A 16,153-nucleotide genomic window follows, 5' to 3' on the forward strand; every position below is an offset into this window, starting at 1 on the left:
ACACCCACACCCACTCCGACCGAGACTGAAACACCCACACCAACCCCGACCGAGACGACGACAGTAACGGAGACAACGGTGACCGAAACCACCAACGGAGGTGAGTGAAGCGTGGCCGAAGGCGGATATCAGTTAACGAAGCGACGGGTGTTGGTGCTCCTGATGCTCCTCATCATCGTGTTAGGTGGCGGTATCGGTGTGATCAACGAAAGCGGGATCACACAGTTCGGTGACGAGAATACGGATCCAAGCGAGCCCACAGTGACCGTTACCCCGCCAGCAACCGAAACACCGAGAGAAACGGCGACTCCCACATCCGACACAGGGGGCAAGACGACTGCCACCGAAACGGCAACGCCGTCCGAAATTTCGGGCTCGATAGCTATCGACGCCTCGGCACCGGAGGATGTGAAAAATGGCGCCGGGAAGGTAATCGAACTCAGTGGTGAGATCTCCGGAACCGCCAGCTGGGAGGGGTCGGTCGATAGCGCCGTCGTCATCGTGAGTAGCTGGTCTCCCGAAGACGGCTGGAGCGAGATTCGCCGGACGACTGTCTCACCCACTAATAGCTCACTCGCGCTCGAGGAGGTGTTCAAGGGTACGGAGACCCGCTATGTTACAGGTCAGCGGGCGAAGGCGTTTACCAACCCTCACGAGGCGACGACCCTCACCAGAACGGGCTACATCGGCGTGACGGTAGTGCTGTTCGAGGACAGCGAGGAGAAAGGGCAACTCGTGAATATGACCGAATACAGCCTCAACGTCACCAACGTCGGAAGCGCCGACGTATCTCTCGACCTCGAGGAGGCGACGAGCGAGACCGGGGGCGCCGCAAGTGACAATGTGGCCCCGGGTGCGACCGGTTATCGGTCGATCACGCTCGAGAACGCCGGGAGCGCGTCGGGAACCCTTCGCGTGTTCCTGACCAACGTGACCGGGTCGGAGAACGGGTTCGCCGACGCGGAAGCGGCCGTCGATGACGACCAGGACAGCGAACTGCTCGAGCAGCTTCAGCTCCGGATTGCGGTGGTGACTGATAACGGCCGGAACTACCTGCTTGGCGGGCCGGACGAATACGCCCCGTTGACGAGACCGCTGTTCGGTGCCCGGTCCGGCGAGGTCGGAGGTGTTTCGCTTCCGGCCGGCGAGCGTCGAGCCGTCGTCGTGGAGTGGTGGCTCCCGGAATCGGCCGGCAACGAGGTCATGACCGACACGGTGGGCTGGGATCTGAAGTTCGTTCTCGAGAGCGACGGAACGACCGAGTGACCACCGACTCAGCCGTACATCAGCCGGATGTTCAGTGCGGTCGTGAAGGCCCCAACGACCGCTAACGCGACGGGCGGGAGGTAGTAGAGCAGGCCGTCCTCCCGATTCGCGGCGTCCACGCTGAGTGAGATACACATGAGAAACACGGCGATTTTCAAGGAAACGAGTCCTGGCTGGCCAAACGCGTCGATCGCAGCGCGGATGATGCCGTTGGCCTCGACGACCGTCTTGCTGAACTCCATCAGCGCAACCGTCGTTACCACGTCGCCGACGCCGTATGTCGCGACGGCGATAATCCAGAGTCGGGTAAACTCCGTCTGGTCGACGCTCGTGCCATCGAGCGAGAGCCAGGGGTGGAGTGCCATGGGGCTGAACTCGAAAGCAGTTGAAAAATATCTGTTGGTTCACCGTCTTTTAGATACTGATCACCAGCGGTGAAACGAACAACGACCGTTCCTGGGGACGCAAGCGAAACGTTCAATCCGTGGGAGCAACCGTTCGTCGAAACGCTCAAGTAGTGGGCCTGAGTCTCTTCAACTGATCACGCCAAACACAGCTTCTTCGCTAACCACGCCCAATACCGTCTCACTCGTCGATTTCTTTCGAAAAACGTGTGAGTTCGCAGCCGACAGGTTTTTAAGCCTCCACATGCTACCCACAAGTGAGACGAACAAACCGCAGACCCATCTTTCCCACCCCACATAATGTCCGATAAGGTTCAGACGTACACCGACGAGCGTGCCGACACTGCACAGAGCGACGAACAAACGACGGAAACCGAGGAGGAGTCGGTCGACGAGCTTGTCTGTCCGGAGTGCGCTGGAAGCCTCGCGACAGACACCGAGCACGGCGAAACCGTCTGCGAGGACTGCGGCCTGGTCGTCGACGAGGACAGCATCGACCGCGGCCCCGAATGGCGCGCATTCGACTCCCGCGAGAAGGACGAGAAATCCCGCGTCGGCGCCCCGACGACGAACATGATGCACGATAAGGGGCTCTCGACCAACATCGGCTGGCAGGACAAGGACGCCTACGGCAACCAGCTCTCAGCCAGCCAGCGCCAGAAGATGCAGCGCCTGCGCACCTGGAACGAGCGGTTCCGGACGCGAGACTCCAAGGAACGGAATCTGAAGCAGGCACTGGGCGAGATCGACCGGATGGCCTCCGCGCTTGGTCTCCCCGAAAGCGTTCGCGAGACTGCGTCTGTCATCTATCGGCGCGCACTCAGCGACGACCTGCTCCCCGGACGCTCTATCGAGGGTGTCTCCACGGCGGCACTGTACGCCGCCGCCCGGAAAGCCGGCACGCCCCGGAGTCTGGACGAGATTTCGGCTGTCTCACGGGTCGAGAAAGACGAAATCGCCCGTACCTACCGCTACGTCGTACGTGAGTTGAAACTGGAGATCCAGCCCGCCGACCCCGAGCAGTACGTCCCCCGCTTCGCGAGCGACCTCGGCCTCTCGGACGAGGCTGAGCGCCGTGCCCGACAACTGCTCCAGACCGCAAAGGAACAGGAGGTCCACTCGGGGAAATCACCCGTCGGACTTGCGGCCGCCGCAGTGTACGCCGCCTCGCTGCTCACCAACGAGAAGGTGACCCAGTCCGAGGTCAGCGAAATCGCGAACATCAGCGAGGTCACCATCCGTAACCGGTACCACGAGCTGCTGGAGGCCGAAGAGTCGATCCACATGCCGTAATCCCTCGGCACAATCCTACTCCCGTTGTCGGTTCCGATTACGAAGCTGAAAGTCGTCTCCGTGTTCGACGTCGCGAGAACGCACCCGCAGATCTCCAGGCACTCGACGGAGACATAACGATGTTCGGATGGTGGCTCTGTTCCAGATCCTGTACAGGCCCGGGATAAGCCGCCAGGCTCCCGAGATCCGGCCTGAGGAACGACGCCCTCCACCGACGGACCGGCGGGGTTTTTGCCCCGTAGAGACCAATTATTGAGTATGACTGGCGACGGCCTGCTTGACGTGGTGGACAGCGCGGAACACCGGATGATCCGCGACACCGTCCGTGAGTTCTGTGAAGAGGAGATCGCCCCCATCGCACAGAAGATCGAGAACGAACACCGGTTTCCCGAAGAAATCTTCGAGGAGCTCGCGTCGCTGGACATAATGGGCGTCCCCGTCTCCGAGGAGTACGGCGGACTCGGCGGCGATCAACTCATGTATGCGCTGGTTACGGAGGAGCTCGGCCGCGTCTCTGGCGGCATCGGGCTCTCCTACGCCGCCCACGTCTCGCTGGGCTCGAAACCCATCGAGGCGTTCGGCAGCGAGGCCCAGAAAGAGGAGTGGCTCGAACCGTTGGCGGGCGGCGAGGAAATCGGCGCGTGGGCGCTCACCGAACCCGGGAGTGGCTCGGACGCCTCCGACATGGACACGATGGCCGTGAAGGACGGCGACGAGTACGTGCTCAACGGCACGAAGCAGTTCATCACCAACGCCAACGTCGCCAACAGCGTGCTTGTCAAGGCCGTCACGGACTCCACTGAGGGCTACGGCGGCATCTCGACGTTCATCGTCGACCCCGAGAACGACGACGGCTTCGAGATCACGACGGTCTGGGAGAAGATGGGACTGAACTGCTCGCCCACCTGCGAGATCCAGCTCGACGACGTGCGTATCCCCGAGGACCGCCTGCTCGGCGAGGAGGGCGAAGGCTGGGAGCAGACGAAGCAGACGCTCGACGGCGGTCGCATCTCCATCGCTGCGCTCTCCACGGGGCTCGCCCAGGGCGCCTACGAGGCTGCCAAGGAGTACGCCGGCGAGCGTGAGCAGTTCGGCCAGCCGATTTCGAAGTTCGACGCCATTCGCGACAAGGTGGTCGACATGCACCGCAAGACCGAGCGCGCCCGCCTGCTCACCCACAAGGCCGCCTGGAAGTACGACCAGGGCGAGGAAGTCAACCGCGAGTCTTCGCTCGCCAAACTCGACGCCAGCGAGGCCGCCCGCGAGGTCGCCGAGGAGTCGGTCCAGACGCTCGGCGGCTACGGCTACACGGAGGATTTCGCCCCGCAGCGCTTCTACCGCGACGCCAAACTGATGGAGATCGGCGAGGGAACCAGCGAGATCCAGCATCTCGTCCTCGGCCGACAGCTCGGCCTCTGAGCCAGGCACCGTCAGCCACCAATACACGATCTCGCTGTCGCCCTCGCCACGAGCGAGGGCGTAGCCCCGTTCTTCATTGGTGGGACCGCTACCGTCTGACCCATTGGAAACGACCCGCCCGACTCTCCGGATTCTGATAGGTGGAACGTGTCCCCGACACCGAGAGACGCACCGACGGAGATCGTTCCCTCACCCGAGAACCGTCAGCACAGTCGCCACGGAGGGGGGACCGAAACCCTTACTCCCAATCCGGGGTGAGCGGAAGGCATGAGCGACGACGACGGCGAGACGCCCGCAGTCACTGCTGAGGAGGTCCGCAACGTCGCGGAGCTCGCTCGCGTGGACCTCACCGAAGACGAGGTCGAGGAGTTCGCCGAGCAGTTCGAGGCGGTGCTCGGGGATTTCGAGACCCTGGACGAGGTGCCCGAGGTAGAGAGCGAGCCGGACCTGGTCAACGTCATGCGGGACGACGAGGTGGAGGAGGGGCTCTCCCAGGAGGAGGCGCTCCGGAACGCCAGCGAGACCGAGGACGGCTACTTCAAGGGACCCCGGGTGTCGTAGATGGCCGAACTCAACTGTTACATTACCGAGCAGCGCATCGAGGGGGCAGACGATGGTGTGCTCGACGGGAAAACCGTCGCCGTCAAGGACAACATCTCGACGGTGGGCGTCGAGACGACCTGCGGCTCGAAGATGCTGGAGGGGTACGTCCCGCCCTACGATGCGACGGTCGTCGAACGGCTGAAAGACGCCGGCGCGACCATCGCTGGGAAGGCGAACATGGACGAGTTTGGGATGGGGACGACGACGGAAACCTCGTACTACGGCGCGACGCTCAACCCCGTCGACACCGGGCGAGTGCCGGGCGGCTCCTCGGGCGGCTCCGCGGCGGCCGTCGCTGCAGGCGAGGCCGATCTGGCGCTCGGGACCGACACAGGAGGCTCCATCCGCGCACCGGCGGCGTTCTGCGGCGTCGTCGGCATCAAGCCGACCTATGGGCTGGTATCGCGTTACGGTCTCATCGCCTACGCGAACTCGCTGGAACAGATCGGCCCCATCGCGGCAACTGTCGAGGAGGCCGCAGGCCTGCTGGACGTGCTCGCCGGCCCGGACGAACGGGATGCGACGACGGTCGAGGAGGGTGCCGACTCGGACTACGCGGCGGCCGCCGACGGCGATGTTGCTGGGATGACCATCGGCGTCCCCGTCGAACTCGTCGAGGGGGCCGACGAGGGCGTCGTCGAGACGTTCTGGAACGCCATCGCCAAGCTCGAAGACCAGGGCGCGGAGTACGTCGAGGTGTCGATGCCCTCCGTCGAGAAAGCCGTCGCCGCCTACTACGTCATCGCGATGTCCGAGGCGTCCTCGAACCTGGCGCGTTTCGACGGCACCCGTTACGGACTCAACGCCACCGATGTCGAGGGCGCTGGCGACCTCTCGGCGGAGGGGAACTGGAACGAGGCGTTCGCCAAAGCCCGCGAGGACGGGTTCGGCCCCGAGGTCAAACGACGCATCCTCCTCGGAACGTTCGCGCTCTCCGCTGGCTACCACGACCGCTACTACGGGAAGGCCCAGGACGCTCGCGCGTGGATCAGGCAGGATTTCGACGACTCGCTGGACGAGGCCGACGTGCTCGCATCGCCGACGATGCCGGTGCCGCCGTTCGAACTCGGTGAGGGGTTGAAGGACCCGCGGACGATGTATCTCGCAGACGCCAACACCGTTCCGATCAATCTCGCGGACGTGCCGGCAATCTCCGTGCCGGCGGGCGAATCTGACGGCCTCCCGGTCGGAATGCAGCTCATCGGCCCGAAGTACGGTGAGGAGCGGATCATCCGGGCGGCGAGCGCGCTCGAATAACGCAGTTTATATTGCTTTACCGACAATTACGGGGATATGAAGACCACCCCCCTCACCCCTGCCGACGACGCAGTTCTGTCTCACGCTCGCGATCTGAACGAGGAGACGTTCGACCCGGAGTTCTTCGACGGCGCCCATATTGTTGCGTCGTCGGTTCGTCCCACCGACGGCGTGCCCCACGACGGTGTCAGCCTCCCAGCGAGCATCGGCCGAGCGTCCTCGTGTGCGGAACCGGTCGCAATCGGCTCGGCGATGGCAGCAGGCGACAATCGCGAAGAGCTGGAGGCTTGCGTCGCCGTCGCCTCCCCGACGCCTGAGCACGACGCCGAGGAGATCCGGGTCGTTCCACCCTGCGGCGTCTGTCGGGAGCTGCTGGTCGACTACAACCCGGAGCTGCGGATTCTGGTTGCCGATGACGGCGAGCTCGGAACCGTCGCCGCCCAGGAGCTCCTCCCGGTTCGGCCGTGGTGAGTTTCGGGGAAGCCAGGCCGCGGAATATCCGCCGCAAAACGGGGTTCTTTACCCCCGGTCGTCCTCCTCGTAGCTACATGAGCGACCTTGCACTCCCAGCTATCGGTCTCGGCACCTCCGGCATGACCGGTGACGAATGTGTCGAGAGCGTCCGCGCCGCGCTCGAAACCGGCTACCGGCATATCGACACCGCACAGATGTACGACAACGAGCCCGCAGTCGGTGCGGGCATCCGCCTCGCGGACGTGGACCGCGAGGACGTCGTTCTCGCGAGTAAGGTGCACCCGGAGAACCTCGCATACGAGGATGCCAAACGCACCGCCGAGGAGAGCCTGGTCCGGCTCGGCGTCGACAGGCTGGACATGCTCTACGTTCACTGGCCAACCAACGCCTACGAGGCCGAGGAGACACTGCGAGCGATGGACGAACTCCACGACGCAGGCGTCACCCGACACGTCTGTGTCTCGAACTTCACCCCTGAACTGCTGGACGAGGCCCGCGACATCCTCGACGCCGATATCGCTGCCAACCAGGTTGAGTGCCACCCGCTGCTCCCACAGGATGAGCTCCGGGCGGACGCCGCCGAGGACGGCCACACGCTGGTCGGCTACGCCCCGCTGGGGCAGGGAAAGATCTTCGACGTCCCCGAACTCCAGCAGGTGGCCGAGCGCCACAGCACCTCCCCGGCCGCGGTCTGTATCGCCTGGGCCATCCGGAAAGACGCATTGGTGCCGATTCCGAAAGCCAGCACCGAGGAGCATCTGGAAGCCAACGTGGCCGCGAGCCGACTGGAGCTGACCGACGAGGATATGGCGACCATCGACGGCATCGAAGAGCAGCGCCGACTCATCGACCCGGACCGGGCGGCCTGGAACCAGTAGCAGCCCTTTCGGGGATTCCCGATCTGTCCGGCCGTGCCGGCGAACGCTTAACACCCGTCGGCCGAATTTCGGCGTATGACCGAAAACGCGAACCCTGAAGCAGCCGGCGACCCGGACGACCGCTCACTCAGCGATATCGACCCGGAGGCACGTGCCCGAGCGCTCCAGTCACTGCTCATCGAAGAGGGGCTGGTCACGACCGACGCCGTCGATGAACTCGTCTCGCTCTACGAGGAGGACGTCGGGCCGATGGTGGGCGCGCAGGTTGTCGCCGAGGCCTGGACCGATCCCGACTACAAAGCGCGACTGCTCGAGGAGGGCATCAGCGCCGTCGCGGAGCTCGGCGTCAGCCTGGAGGAGGAAGTGATGGAGCTCCGTGTCGTCGAGAACGACCCCGAGACCCACAACATCGTCGTCTGCACGCTCTGTTCCTGCTACCCCTGGGCGGTGCTTGGGCTGCCACCGACGTGGTACAAATCGCCGGCCTACCGCTCCCGGGTCGTGAAGGAGCCGCGGGCGCTGCTGGCCGAGGAGTTCGACACGGAGCTTCCGGACGAGGTCTCCGTCGAGGTGTGGGACTCCAACTCCGAGATTCGCTATCTGGTGCTTCCCCAGCGGCCCGATGGGACGGAGGGGATGGAAACAGACGAACTGGCTGACCTGGTGAGCCGAAACGCGATGATCGGTGTCGAGCGACTCGGGGGCGAGCTATGAGCGAGCAGATGGTGGCTGACTCGCTCGTCGACGGTGACGCGACGTTCGCCGAGCCGTGGCAGGCCCGCGCGTTCGCGCTCGCAGTGGCGGTGACCGACGAGAAGAACGGGTCGGGTCTCGGCTCCTGGAGCGCGTTCCGAGAGCGGCTGGTACGGGAAATCGACGACGCTGAGTCGGCTCCGGCTCTCCTCAACCGTGATGAGCCCGTGGAACTCGATGGGGACGAGGACCGCTACTACCGCCAGTGGCTTTCGGCGCTGGAGCGACTGCTCGCGGACGGCGGTATCGACGAGAACGCCCTGCGGGAGCGCGCGCTCGCGTTCGAGCGGGGCGAGCGGGACGCTCACGAGTTCGTCAACGGCGACCCGCACGGCCACGCGGCTGACCTCCCGGAGGGGCACGCGGACGGCAGTGATCATGACCACAGCCACGACCACGAACATCACCAGTAGGTACTGCGGAGTGGAGAGCCACCGCCTATCCGAACTTTTCGAAGGGCTGCTCGCAGCTGTTGCAGTAATGCATCGACCGGCAGAGTCCCGGTCCCTTCGGGTGGTCGCGTTCGGTCTCCGTCGACCCGCAGTAGGGACACTCGGCGGCCTCATCGTCGGCAGTCGTCGCCGTCGAGGGGTCGGTGAAGTTACGGGTCATACTGAGAGCCCGAACTCCCGGAGGTCCTCGCGTCCCGCTTCGGTCACCATGTCCACGTTCCAGGTCGGCGAGTAGCGCAGCTTCACCGCCACCTCGTCGACGCCGGCCGAGAGCGCGGCACAGCGCACGTCGTTCTGGAGCATCTCCCTGGCGGGACAACCCGAGTAGGTGAGCGTCATCTCGACGACTGCCCGCTTCTCGCCGTCGTCGGTTTCCGCGACCTCCACGCCGTAGATCAGCCCGAGGTCGACGATGCTCACTGGCATCTCCGGGTCCTCGACGCTGTAGAGCGCCTCCCAGACGTCGGCTACAGTTCCCTCGGCGCCGTCGCCGGTCTTGGGGAACTCCTCGGGTGCCTCACCACGTTCGTACTCCGTGTAGGCGCACGGCTCGCCCGTGTCGGCGGGGGCGTCCGCCTCGTCAATCTCTCCCTCGTCGACCGTTTCCGACATCATCCGGCCTCCTCCTCACGCAGTCGAACCGGGTGGTCGAAGTCGAACTCGCGGTAGGTGTGGGTGAACTCCTCGAGCAGCGGCGCCCAGTGCTCGGTGTGCTCGCCGTCGCGACCGACGGCCTCGGCCATCCCGGCATCCGTCGGCTCCGGGACCCGCAGGTTCAGGGACTCCAGATACGGGATGACCGTCTCAAGCCATTCGGTCCGGAGATCGCCGAGGCTCTCGGAGCGGAAGCCGTAGCGCAAGATCTCCGCCTCGTTGGGGCCGGCCTCGAACAGGGTGAGTGCGTACGGGAACAGTCGGTCCAGTGTGTCCTGCACTCGCTGGTGGCTGTCCTCCGTGCCGGCGTCGGCGCCGCCGCCGAGCGTGAGCCGTTCGAGCCAGGACTGTGCGTGTTCGAGGTGGTAGCTCTCCTCCTCGAGAATCTTGTCGACCCGGTCGACAACAGGGTCGAGCGAGGAGCCCGCGAGCGCCTCGACGCGCAGGCGCTCGGCGGTGTCGTAGAGATAGCCCCGCAAGATCGGGTCCGCCCAGTCGCCTTCCTCGTAGGGGAGTTCGACGAGCGTGCTGTGGCGCCACGCCTCGGCGGGTTTCTCCCAGAGACAGTCGGCTTCGGTGAGGCCGGTTTCCTGGGCGAGGTCGTACCAGAGCCGGGCGTGGCCGAACTCGTCCTGGGCGATGTTGGCGAGTGCGAGGTCCGATTCGAGGGTCGGGGCGTAGATCTGCCACTCGATATCGCGCTCGGCGAGGACGTATTCGTCGTCGGCGAGCCGGTACATGAGCTCCCGGAGCGCGTCGTGTGCGGCGTCTGGGACGTCGTCGACACGCTCGTAGCGGGCGTCAGTCATCGTTCTCGGCCTCCCCCTTCTGGGCGTGTTCCTCCTGTTCGGCCTGGCTCTCCTCGACTTCTTTGGCGAAGGAGGGGTCGACCTGCGAGTAGGTGACCGCCCAGCGGTAGGCTTTGTCGGTCGTGCCGCCGAAACTGGTGTCGTCGGTGTCGACTTCGCCGACTTCGTCCTGGGGGACGACCCAGAGGCTCTTGGTCTGCATCCGCCGGCCGTGCTGGATCTGCGCGAACAGCTTCGCCATCTCCCGGTCGGGCGCGTGTACGTTGCCGCAGTGTGTGTGGTAGTCGCCGGCGTTCTCCTGCCGGAACACTTCCCAGATCATGGTCAGTCAGCCGCCTGTGCGGCGGTTTGGTCCCCGATCGGGTCGCGGTCGCTCATCGCCTCGCGCACCCAGTCTACCGCCTCCTGGCGGTGTCGGCGGCTGCCGATCTGTTCGTGGGAGCCCTCGGCGTCGTTCTTGGCGATCGTGAAGAACTCCCCCCAGTCCAGGTCGTCCTCGACGACCTCCCAGGTGCCGTCGTCGTTCTCGTAGATGCGGGGTTCCTCGGGGAGTTCCAGCCCGTATTTCCGGGCTTTCGGGACGTAGGCGTTGAGGAACGCGTTCCGGAGTTCGTCGTTGCTCATCGACTTCAACCCCACGTCCTGTGAGAAGTCGTTGTGAGTGGATTTGTCATCCGTCGGGCCGAAGAACTGGAGGATGCGCGGCCACCACTCCTCGAACGCGTCCTGAACACGCTCCTGGTTTGCTTTCGAGCCGGTCATCAGTTCACGGAGGATGTCCTCGCCGTGTTTGACGTGGAACCCTTCCTCGAAGCAGATCTTGTCCATCGCGTGGGCGTACGGCTCCCAGGAGGTGTTTTTCAGCGTCGCCTGTCGGCGCATCGCGGCGCCGTCGACGAAGAAGCCGATCATCGGTACCTCCGCCCAGGACTCCATCGGGTAGTGAAAGCAGTTGAGGAACTTCCCATCGCCGTCCGCGAGTTCTTGGAGCATCTGCTCCCGACTCTTGATGCCGAGAGTTTCGGCGGCGCGGTAGAGCAGCTGTGCGTGACCGACCTCGTCCTGCACTTTCGCGGAGAACGCGAGCTTGCGGTCCAGACTCGGCGCCTGGCGAATGAACGGCTTCTCGAGATAGCCGCCCATCACCTCGCTGTTGGCGTGGAACTGGATCATCCGCGTCGCCGCCGTCCGGTACTCCTCCGGGAGGTCGTCCTCCGGGGAGAACTGCCGGGGGCCGGCGCGCTTCCTGACGGTTTCGAGGTCCATGGCTCCCCTTACGGTCGTGCCCGGTTAGTGATTGGCCCGTCTATAGACAGGGTTTATCACCAGGTGGTTCGTGAACTGGAGGTATGGTCTGGATGGGTTCTCGTTTTTGTGTGGGTCTCTGTGTTTGCGTTTGCTTCTCTTACGGGAGGGCTCAGAAATTTAGCAGGAATGCGACGGCTAACTGCAACAGGACCGCGGAGGGTGCTTGGACTCTTGGACAGCACCGTACGGCACCACTCACAGCCTCCCCAGCCGACTCGGGCGGAGCTGGGCGGCCGCAGGACGGCCGCTCGCACGCGCCGACGCAACCGGCATGCTGGGCGGTGCGGTCCCAGAGTCCCTGGGAACTCCGCGGTCGCGTTCGCGGTCGCAGTTGTTTCCTTCACCGCAGAGACGCCACGCAACCTGTCTCGTCAAACCGGTCAATCGCCGAGACGAACTCGAACCTCTCAAAAATGAACAGGATCCAACAACCAACTTCTCCAGTTCATTCATGATCGACGAATGCCTCGCTGTCGAGTTCACCGTCACCGGCGACGACTGCCCGCTGGCGATGGCGAGCCGGAAAACCAACGCGACCGTCGAGTGTGAACCGCCACAGCTCCGCGCCGACGGGAACGCGCTCCTGCGATTTACGGCGCCGGCGGACGACGCCCTCGCCGACGCGCTCGACGCCGACGACCGAATCCGCTATCTCCACCGGTCGCGTGGGGGCGACCGCGACACCTATCGCTGTCTCTCGAAAGCGCCCTGTGTTGTCCACCGCCTCACCGATGCGGGCTTCATGTCCGAGACGCTCAGCTACCGGGACGGTGAGGAACGCCATACTGGTGCTGTCGTCGGAAACGATGTGTTGCAGGGGGTGATGGCCGCCGCTGGCGACACTGTTGGCGTGCGTCTCCGGCGTGTCTACCCTGTTGGTCCGGAGTCCGCCGCCGCCGAAGCTCGATGGGACCTCACGCCCGCGCAGGCGGAAGCGATCCGAGCGGCGCTTTCGATGGGCTACTTTGCGGTTCCGAAAGAGGCGACGGCGGCAGAGGTCGCCGCTGCGGTCGGAATCAGCAAGTCAGCGTTTCTGGAGCGGCTGCGGCGGGGACAGGCCGGCCTCTTCGCGCAACTCTTCGGGTGAGTGCCGACCGTAACGGTCCGATCAGGCCGGTTCTTCCCGGACAGCGTCTCGCTGGTCCGGGATGAGGTCGAAGTCGTCGTTCGTGTCGCCGAGGACGAGCAGCGCGTAGTAGTGGAGGACCGTCTGGACGGGCACCGCGGCCAACAGCGCGAAGACGAGCACGGCAAGCAGGAACAGGCCGGCTGCGAAGGCGATGACTGCGACACCGGCGACCTCCACAACCGACAACAGGCCTACTCCGACGGCGGCCACGACTCCGAGCGGTATGGCGACGATCACCGCCGCCAGCAGCGTGACGATACCCACGAGTATCCCGGCCGCGATCTGGAGGATGAACCGCATGACGGCGAAGACTACGTACTCCTTCCACTGCCCGGTGAGCGTGGGCCAGAACCGCCGCCACGCCGAGAGCAGCGGTCGGTCCTCGACGATCATGACCGGAACCACGAGCGCCGTGGTGAACCCGTTGACGAGGGCGCTCACGAGCGCCAGGACGATGAACACTGGTGCCGCGAGAACAAGCAGAGCAAACGAAACTTCGCCAGTGCCGAGCATCGCCGGCGTAAACGCTACGGCCAGAACCCCACCGACGACGAGAAGCGTAAGCAGTCCAATACCCACTCGGAATCCAAACAGCCGGACACCCTGTTTCCAGCGGTCGTTCCAGTAGCGGCGGATCGTGACGGCCTCGCGCCGCAGCGATTCAACGAAAACGAACTCCATGATCGCACTGATCAACATGAATCCAAGCGCGATGAGGAGGCCGACAGCGAAAACGCCGACGACTATCGCGAGTTCGGAGCTGCTGAGCGAGGGAAGGGTCTCCGGTAGTCCCATCTCCGGTCCACCAGGCATCGGCTCTCCAGAGAACTCACCGGTGAACTGCATCGGGCTGGTGCCGCCGGTGCCGCCGAGGAAGAACACGACAACGGCGAGTTTCAACCAGCGACCCAGGTCGAACGGCCAGAGGAACGACCGCGTGGTGTCGATGGCGTCGTCGATGTCGTCGAGGGCGTAGAGCGTCATACGTGTTACATCTCCTGCGGGGTGGTAGTTGCTTCGGAACGTGATGACGGACCGATAGCTCCTGGTGATCGCTTTCGGTGATTACTCGAAACCCGGTGGGATACGGTTCGGACCGACGGTGTACGGAAAATCGAACTTCCGGAAACGGGGATGGGCGAAATGCTGAACTGCCTCTGACGACAGGCCCCTGAATTCGGAGCTGTATCCGGCGATCACCGGATGCCCACAGCATGAATTTGTACAAAGAGTGAAGTAATAAAGACACCCCCGAATTTATCGGGGTGAGCGAGTCGAAGGGGTAACCAGCGAAGCGTTCGAATTATCGGGGGAGCGAAACACGGTTGGCGATCTTGCTGGCGTTGTGGGAGGCAGTCGACCCGGATCGACCTGCGTCGAAAGCGCAAGAACACTCGCTCTCGTTTTCTGAGTTACGTCATCGTGTCGGCGTGCGCGACTCCGGCCAGTTCAACTATCACCTCGGCAAGTTGGAGGGATTATTCGTTGACTGAACTGACGAGGGATACAGCAGTACCATGGCGGCCACGTAGATTCTGCGTGCCATTTTCGCCGGGACGGTTACAGAAGAGCCATCGGTCGAGGGAGAACCGATCGACAGTGAGTGTCCCTCCTGTGGTGGGGCAACAGCCATCGACTATCGCGACAGATTCCTCATACACCGCTGTACGAACTGCGACGGATTGTCCGATACAGATGTTGACCCCACCGGAATGCTTGGCAAAGCCTATTCACCTCCTTCCGTCCTCCAAAACCGCACACCAGAGGAGTTCGCCAGACAAAGCCTGAAACGGACTTGGCATCAACTATACTCGAATATTAACGGTATATGTCAGGATTGCTCGGGGAACATCCCCCCTTCAGTCTACATCTGTTCCGACCACACTACTGAAGCCGGATCCGTCTGTGACCAATGCAATAGACGCACCCACATTGCGTGGGTGTTCACCTGTGAACACTGTAAGTCCACCCACAGAATGTGGTGATACTCCCCGATTGGTGACGAAACGGCAGTTGTGATGTTCTTTTACGAACGTGGCTTGGACCTGTTAAATATTGATACACACAACTATGGCGCCTTGCACGACGTCATCCAACAGACAGAGGTACTGTCAGAAGATCCACTGAAAATCACCGTGACTGCCGCACTCGACGGTGACCGACTCGTCGTGACGCTCGATGAGGAGGCCAACGTGATCGACGTTACTGAAGAACTGGCGTGACGACGTCCCCCGCTTTCCTCGTGATGACTGGAGGAAATCCACGAAAAGAGAATTACCGTATCCGGGTCACGGCATCGAGGCACCGTCGGGCCAGTTCCGGCGTGGCCGCGACAAGTCCGATGCCGGCTAACCAGACAGCGAGCAACCCAGCAGTTCCTGCCACGGAGCCGGCGATCGGAGCGATGGTGATGACCCCAAGGACAGCGATCACGGGAATCGCCGTAACGAGCAGGCCGAAGACGACGAGAATGGCGATAAAGCGAAGGGACTCGACCCACCGCGATGGGAAGCGAAGCGATTCAGGTCTGCGATACGCGGGTTGTTCTCGAGTGGAGTCGGTGGTTGCCATAGTGTTCGACCACAGGTGTATCCAGACACTCCACCACAAAAGCTGTTAGCAGAATTAGACTTCTGTAACGGACACTACCGAAACACGCTTCAGGAACTCCCGAGACAGAACTCCGTTTCTGTTTCACAACCGATATACTGACCCACCAACCGATCCGCGTCAACCAACGGCTCAGGAGGTCGGCTTGCTGGCGTGAAAGAATGCGCATCAAGTCAACCCATCATTCTTACGAGTGTTCTGACCTGGGCGGAGTAGCGACGACCGAATTCAGGGTCCGTATTGAGCGAACCCAGCGGTTGGAGGACTGAACTTTACGGTTCTGCACGACATATGGTAACGTATGACAACCAATGCCGATACGTCCGAGACGATGCTCGCCCCCGACGACGCCTTCGCAGTACTGGGCAACGAAACGCGTATGGAAATCCTGCAAACGCTTGGCGAGGCCGACGAGCCACTGCCGTTTTCCGAGTTGCGCGGGCGCGTCGGCATGCGTGATTCGGGCCAGTTCAACTACCACCTCGGCAAACTGGACGGTCACTTCATCAAAGATACCGACGGAGGATACGCACTTGGGCAAAAGGGTTCCCGGGTCATCGAAGCCGTTCTCTCAGGAGCAGTCACCGACACGCCGGTGCTGGACCGGACGCCGGTTGATATGTCCTGTTACTGTTGCGGGGCCACCCCTATTGAGTTCGACTATCACGATGAGCGCCTCGGTGTCTACTGTTCTGAGTGTGCGGGATTGTACGATACGGATGGGCACGATCATGCAGCGGAACAAGAGGGCGGTTTTCACGGCCACGCTCCTATTCCACCAGCGGCGCTTCAAGACCGAACGCCAGAGGAGTTGATACTGGCAGCGATCACCTGGTGGGTTGGT

At 63.2% G+C, this 16,153-nt stretch carries 19 protein-coding genes; 12 read left to right on the plus strand and 7 right to left on the minus strand.

From position 1 onward, the window contains the following. Window positions 1-111 precede the first annotated feature (111 nt). On the plus strand, window positions 112-1,266 hold the full coding sequence (locus V5A38_RS10920; RefSeq protein ID WP_332325792.1) for a hypothetical protein: 1,155 nt from the start codon (window positions 112-114) through the stop codon (window positions 1,264-1,266). Window positions 1,267-1,274: 8 nt separating this feature from the next. On the opposite strand, the gene V5A38_RS10925 is transcribed toward V5A38_RS10920, so the two are convergent. Continuing rightward, entirely contained in the window at window positions 1,275-1,631 is a 357-nt protein-coding gene (locus V5A38_RS10925; protein ID WP_332325793.1) for a hypothetical protein, read from the minus strand. A 339-nt stretch (window positions 1,632-1,970) separates the two neighbouring features. Here V5A38_RS10925 and V5A38_RS10930 point away from each other — a divergent pair, with 339 nt between their 5' ends. The 8 genes from V5A38_RS10930 to V5A38_RS10965 all read left to right on the plus strand — a co-directional run bounded on the left by V5A38_RS10930 (window position 1,971) and on the right by V5A38_RS10965 (window position 8,760). Further along, entirely contained in the window at window positions 1,971-2,963 is a 993-nt protein-coding gene (locus V5A38_RS10930) for a transcription initiation factor IIB (protein WP_332325794.1), read from the plus strand. A gap of 258 nt (window positions 2,964-3,221) precedes the next feature. Next, on the plus strand, window positions 3,222-4,382 hold the full coding sequence (locus tag V5A38_RS10935; protein ID WP_332325795.1) for an acyl-CoA dehydrogenase family protein: 1,161 nt from the start codon (window positions 3,222-3,224) through the stop codon (window positions 4,380-4,382). 267 nt (window positions 4,383-4,649) lie between these two features. After that, window positions 4,650-4,943, plus strand: coding sequence for an Asp-tRNA(Asn)/Glu-tRNA(Gln) amidotransferase subunit GatC (gatC, locus tag V5A38_RS10940; RefSeq protein ID WP_332325796.1), 294 nt, complete (start codon window positions 4,650-4,652; stop codon window positions 4,941-4,943). Continuing rightward, on the plus strand, window positions 4,944-6,242 hold the full coding sequence (gene gatA / locus V5A38_RS10945; RefSeq protein ID WP_332325797.1) for an Asp-tRNA(Asn)/Glu-tRNA(Gln) amidotransferase subunit GatA: 1,299 nt from the start codon (window positions 4,944-4,946) through the stop codon (window positions 6,240-6,242). Between the two features lie 36 nt (window positions 6,243-6,278). Then, window positions 6,279-6,713, plus strand: a complete 435-nt coding sequence (locus V5A38_RS10950) for a cytidine deaminase (RefSeq protein WP_332325798.1) — start codon at window positions 6,279-6,281, stop codon at window positions 6,711-6,713. Window positions 6,714-6,790: 77 nt separating this feature from the next. Next, entirely contained in the window at window positions 6,791-7,594 is an 804-nt protein-coding gene (locus V5A38_RS10955; RefSeq protein WP_332325799.1) for an aldo/keto reductase, read from the plus strand. Window positions 7,595-7,669: 75 nt separating this feature from the next. Next, window positions 7,670-8,308: a nitrile hydratase subunit alpha gene (gene nthA, locus V5A38_RS10960; protein ID WP_332325800.1), complete on the plus strand. Its 639-nt coding sequence runs from the start codon at window positions 7,670-7,672 to the stop codon at window positions 8,306-8,308. Further along, window positions 8,305-8,760, plus strand: a complete 456-nt coding sequence (locus V5A38_RS10965) for a nitrile hydratase accessory protein (RefSeq protein ID WP_332325801.1) — start codon at window positions 8,305-8,307, stop codon at window positions 8,758-8,760. Before nthA ends, V5A38_RS10965 begins: the two co-directional genes overlap by 4 nt. Before the next feature lie 25 nt (window positions 8,761-8,785). Here V5A38_RS10965 and paaE read toward each other — a convergent pair whose 3' ends face one another. The 5 genes from paaE to paaA are packed head-to-tail and all read right to left on the minus strand — an operon-like array spanning window position 8,786 to window position 11,528. After that, the gene (paaE, locus tag V5A38_RS10970; RefSeq protein ID WP_332325802.1) at window positions 8,786-8,959 is read right to left on the minus strand and encodes a 1,2-phenylacetyl-CoA epoxidase subunit PaaE; all 174 of its coding nucleotides are present in this window, start codon (window positions 8,957-8,959) and stop codon (window positions 8,786-8,788) included. Next, window positions 8,956-9,411 (minus strand): 1,2-phenylacetyl-CoA epoxidase subunit PaaD, encoded by a 456-nt coding sequence (gene paaD / locus V5A38_RS10975; RefSeq protein ID WP_332325803.1) that lies wholly within the window; start codon window positions 9,409-9,411, stop codon window positions 8,956-8,958. Before paaD ends, paaE begins: the two co-directional genes overlap by 4 nt. Further along, the gene (gene paaC / locus V5A38_RS10980; protein ID WP_332325804.1) at window positions 9,411-10,262 is read right to left on the minus strand and encodes a 1,2-phenylacetyl-CoA epoxidase subunit PaaC; all 852 of its coding nucleotides are present in this window, start codon (window positions 10,260-10,262) and stop codon (window positions 9,411-9,413) included. The genes paaD and paaC overlap by 1 nt, the downstream gene beginning before the upstream one ends. Further along, window positions 10,255-10,584, minus strand: a complete 330-nt coding sequence (paaB, locus tag V5A38_RS10985) for a 1,2-phenylacetyl-CoA epoxidase subunit PaaB (RefSeq protein WP_332325805.1) — start codon at window positions 10,582-10,584, stop codon at window positions 10,255-10,257. The genes paaC and paaB overlap by 8 nt, the downstream gene beginning before the upstream one ends. A 2-nt stretch (window positions 10,585-10,586) precedes the next feature. Next, window positions 10,587-11,528: a 1,2-phenylacetyl-CoA epoxidase subunit PaaA gene (gene paaA / locus V5A38_RS10990; protein ID WP_332325806.1), complete on the minus strand. Its 942-nt coding sequence runs from the start codon at window positions 11,526-11,528 to the stop codon at window positions 10,587-10,589. Window positions 11,529-12,021: 493 nt separating this feature from the next. Between paaA and V5A38_RS10995 the strand changes: the two genes are divergently transcribed. Continuing rightward, window positions 12,022-12,657: a helix-turn-helix domain-containing protein gene (locus tag V5A38_RS10995; RefSeq protein WP_332325807.1), complete on the plus strand. Its 636-nt coding sequence runs from the start codon at window positions 12,022-12,024 to the stop codon at window positions 12,655-12,657. 21 nt (window positions 12,658-12,678) lie between these two features. Here V5A38_RS10995 and V5A38_RS11000 read toward each other — a convergent pair whose 3' ends face one another. Then, window positions 12,679-13,683, minus strand: a complete 1,005-nt coding sequence (locus V5A38_RS11000) for a hypothetical protein (RefSeq protein WP_332325808.1) — start codon at window positions 13,681-13,683, stop codon at window positions 12,679-12,681. Window positions 13,684-14,777: 1,094 nt separating this feature from the next. Between V5A38_RS11000 and V5A38_RS11005 the strand changes: the two genes are divergently transcribed. Next, window positions 14,778-14,921: a hypothetical protein gene (locus V5A38_RS11005; protein ID WP_332325809.1), complete on the plus strand. Its 144-nt coding sequence runs from the start codon at window positions 14,778-14,780 to the stop codon at window positions 14,919-14,921. Window positions 14,922-15,610: 689 nt separating this feature from the next. Next, window positions 15,611-16,153: helix-turn-helix domain-containing protein (locus V5A38_RS11010; RefSeq protein ID WP_332325810.1), on the plus strand; the 543-nt coding region annotated here is incomplete at its 3' end.

The organism is Halolamina sp. (assembly GCF_036626355.1).
Taxonomy (GTDB): domain Archaea; phylum Halobacteriota; class Halobacteria; order Halobacteriales; family Haloferacaceae; genus Halolamina.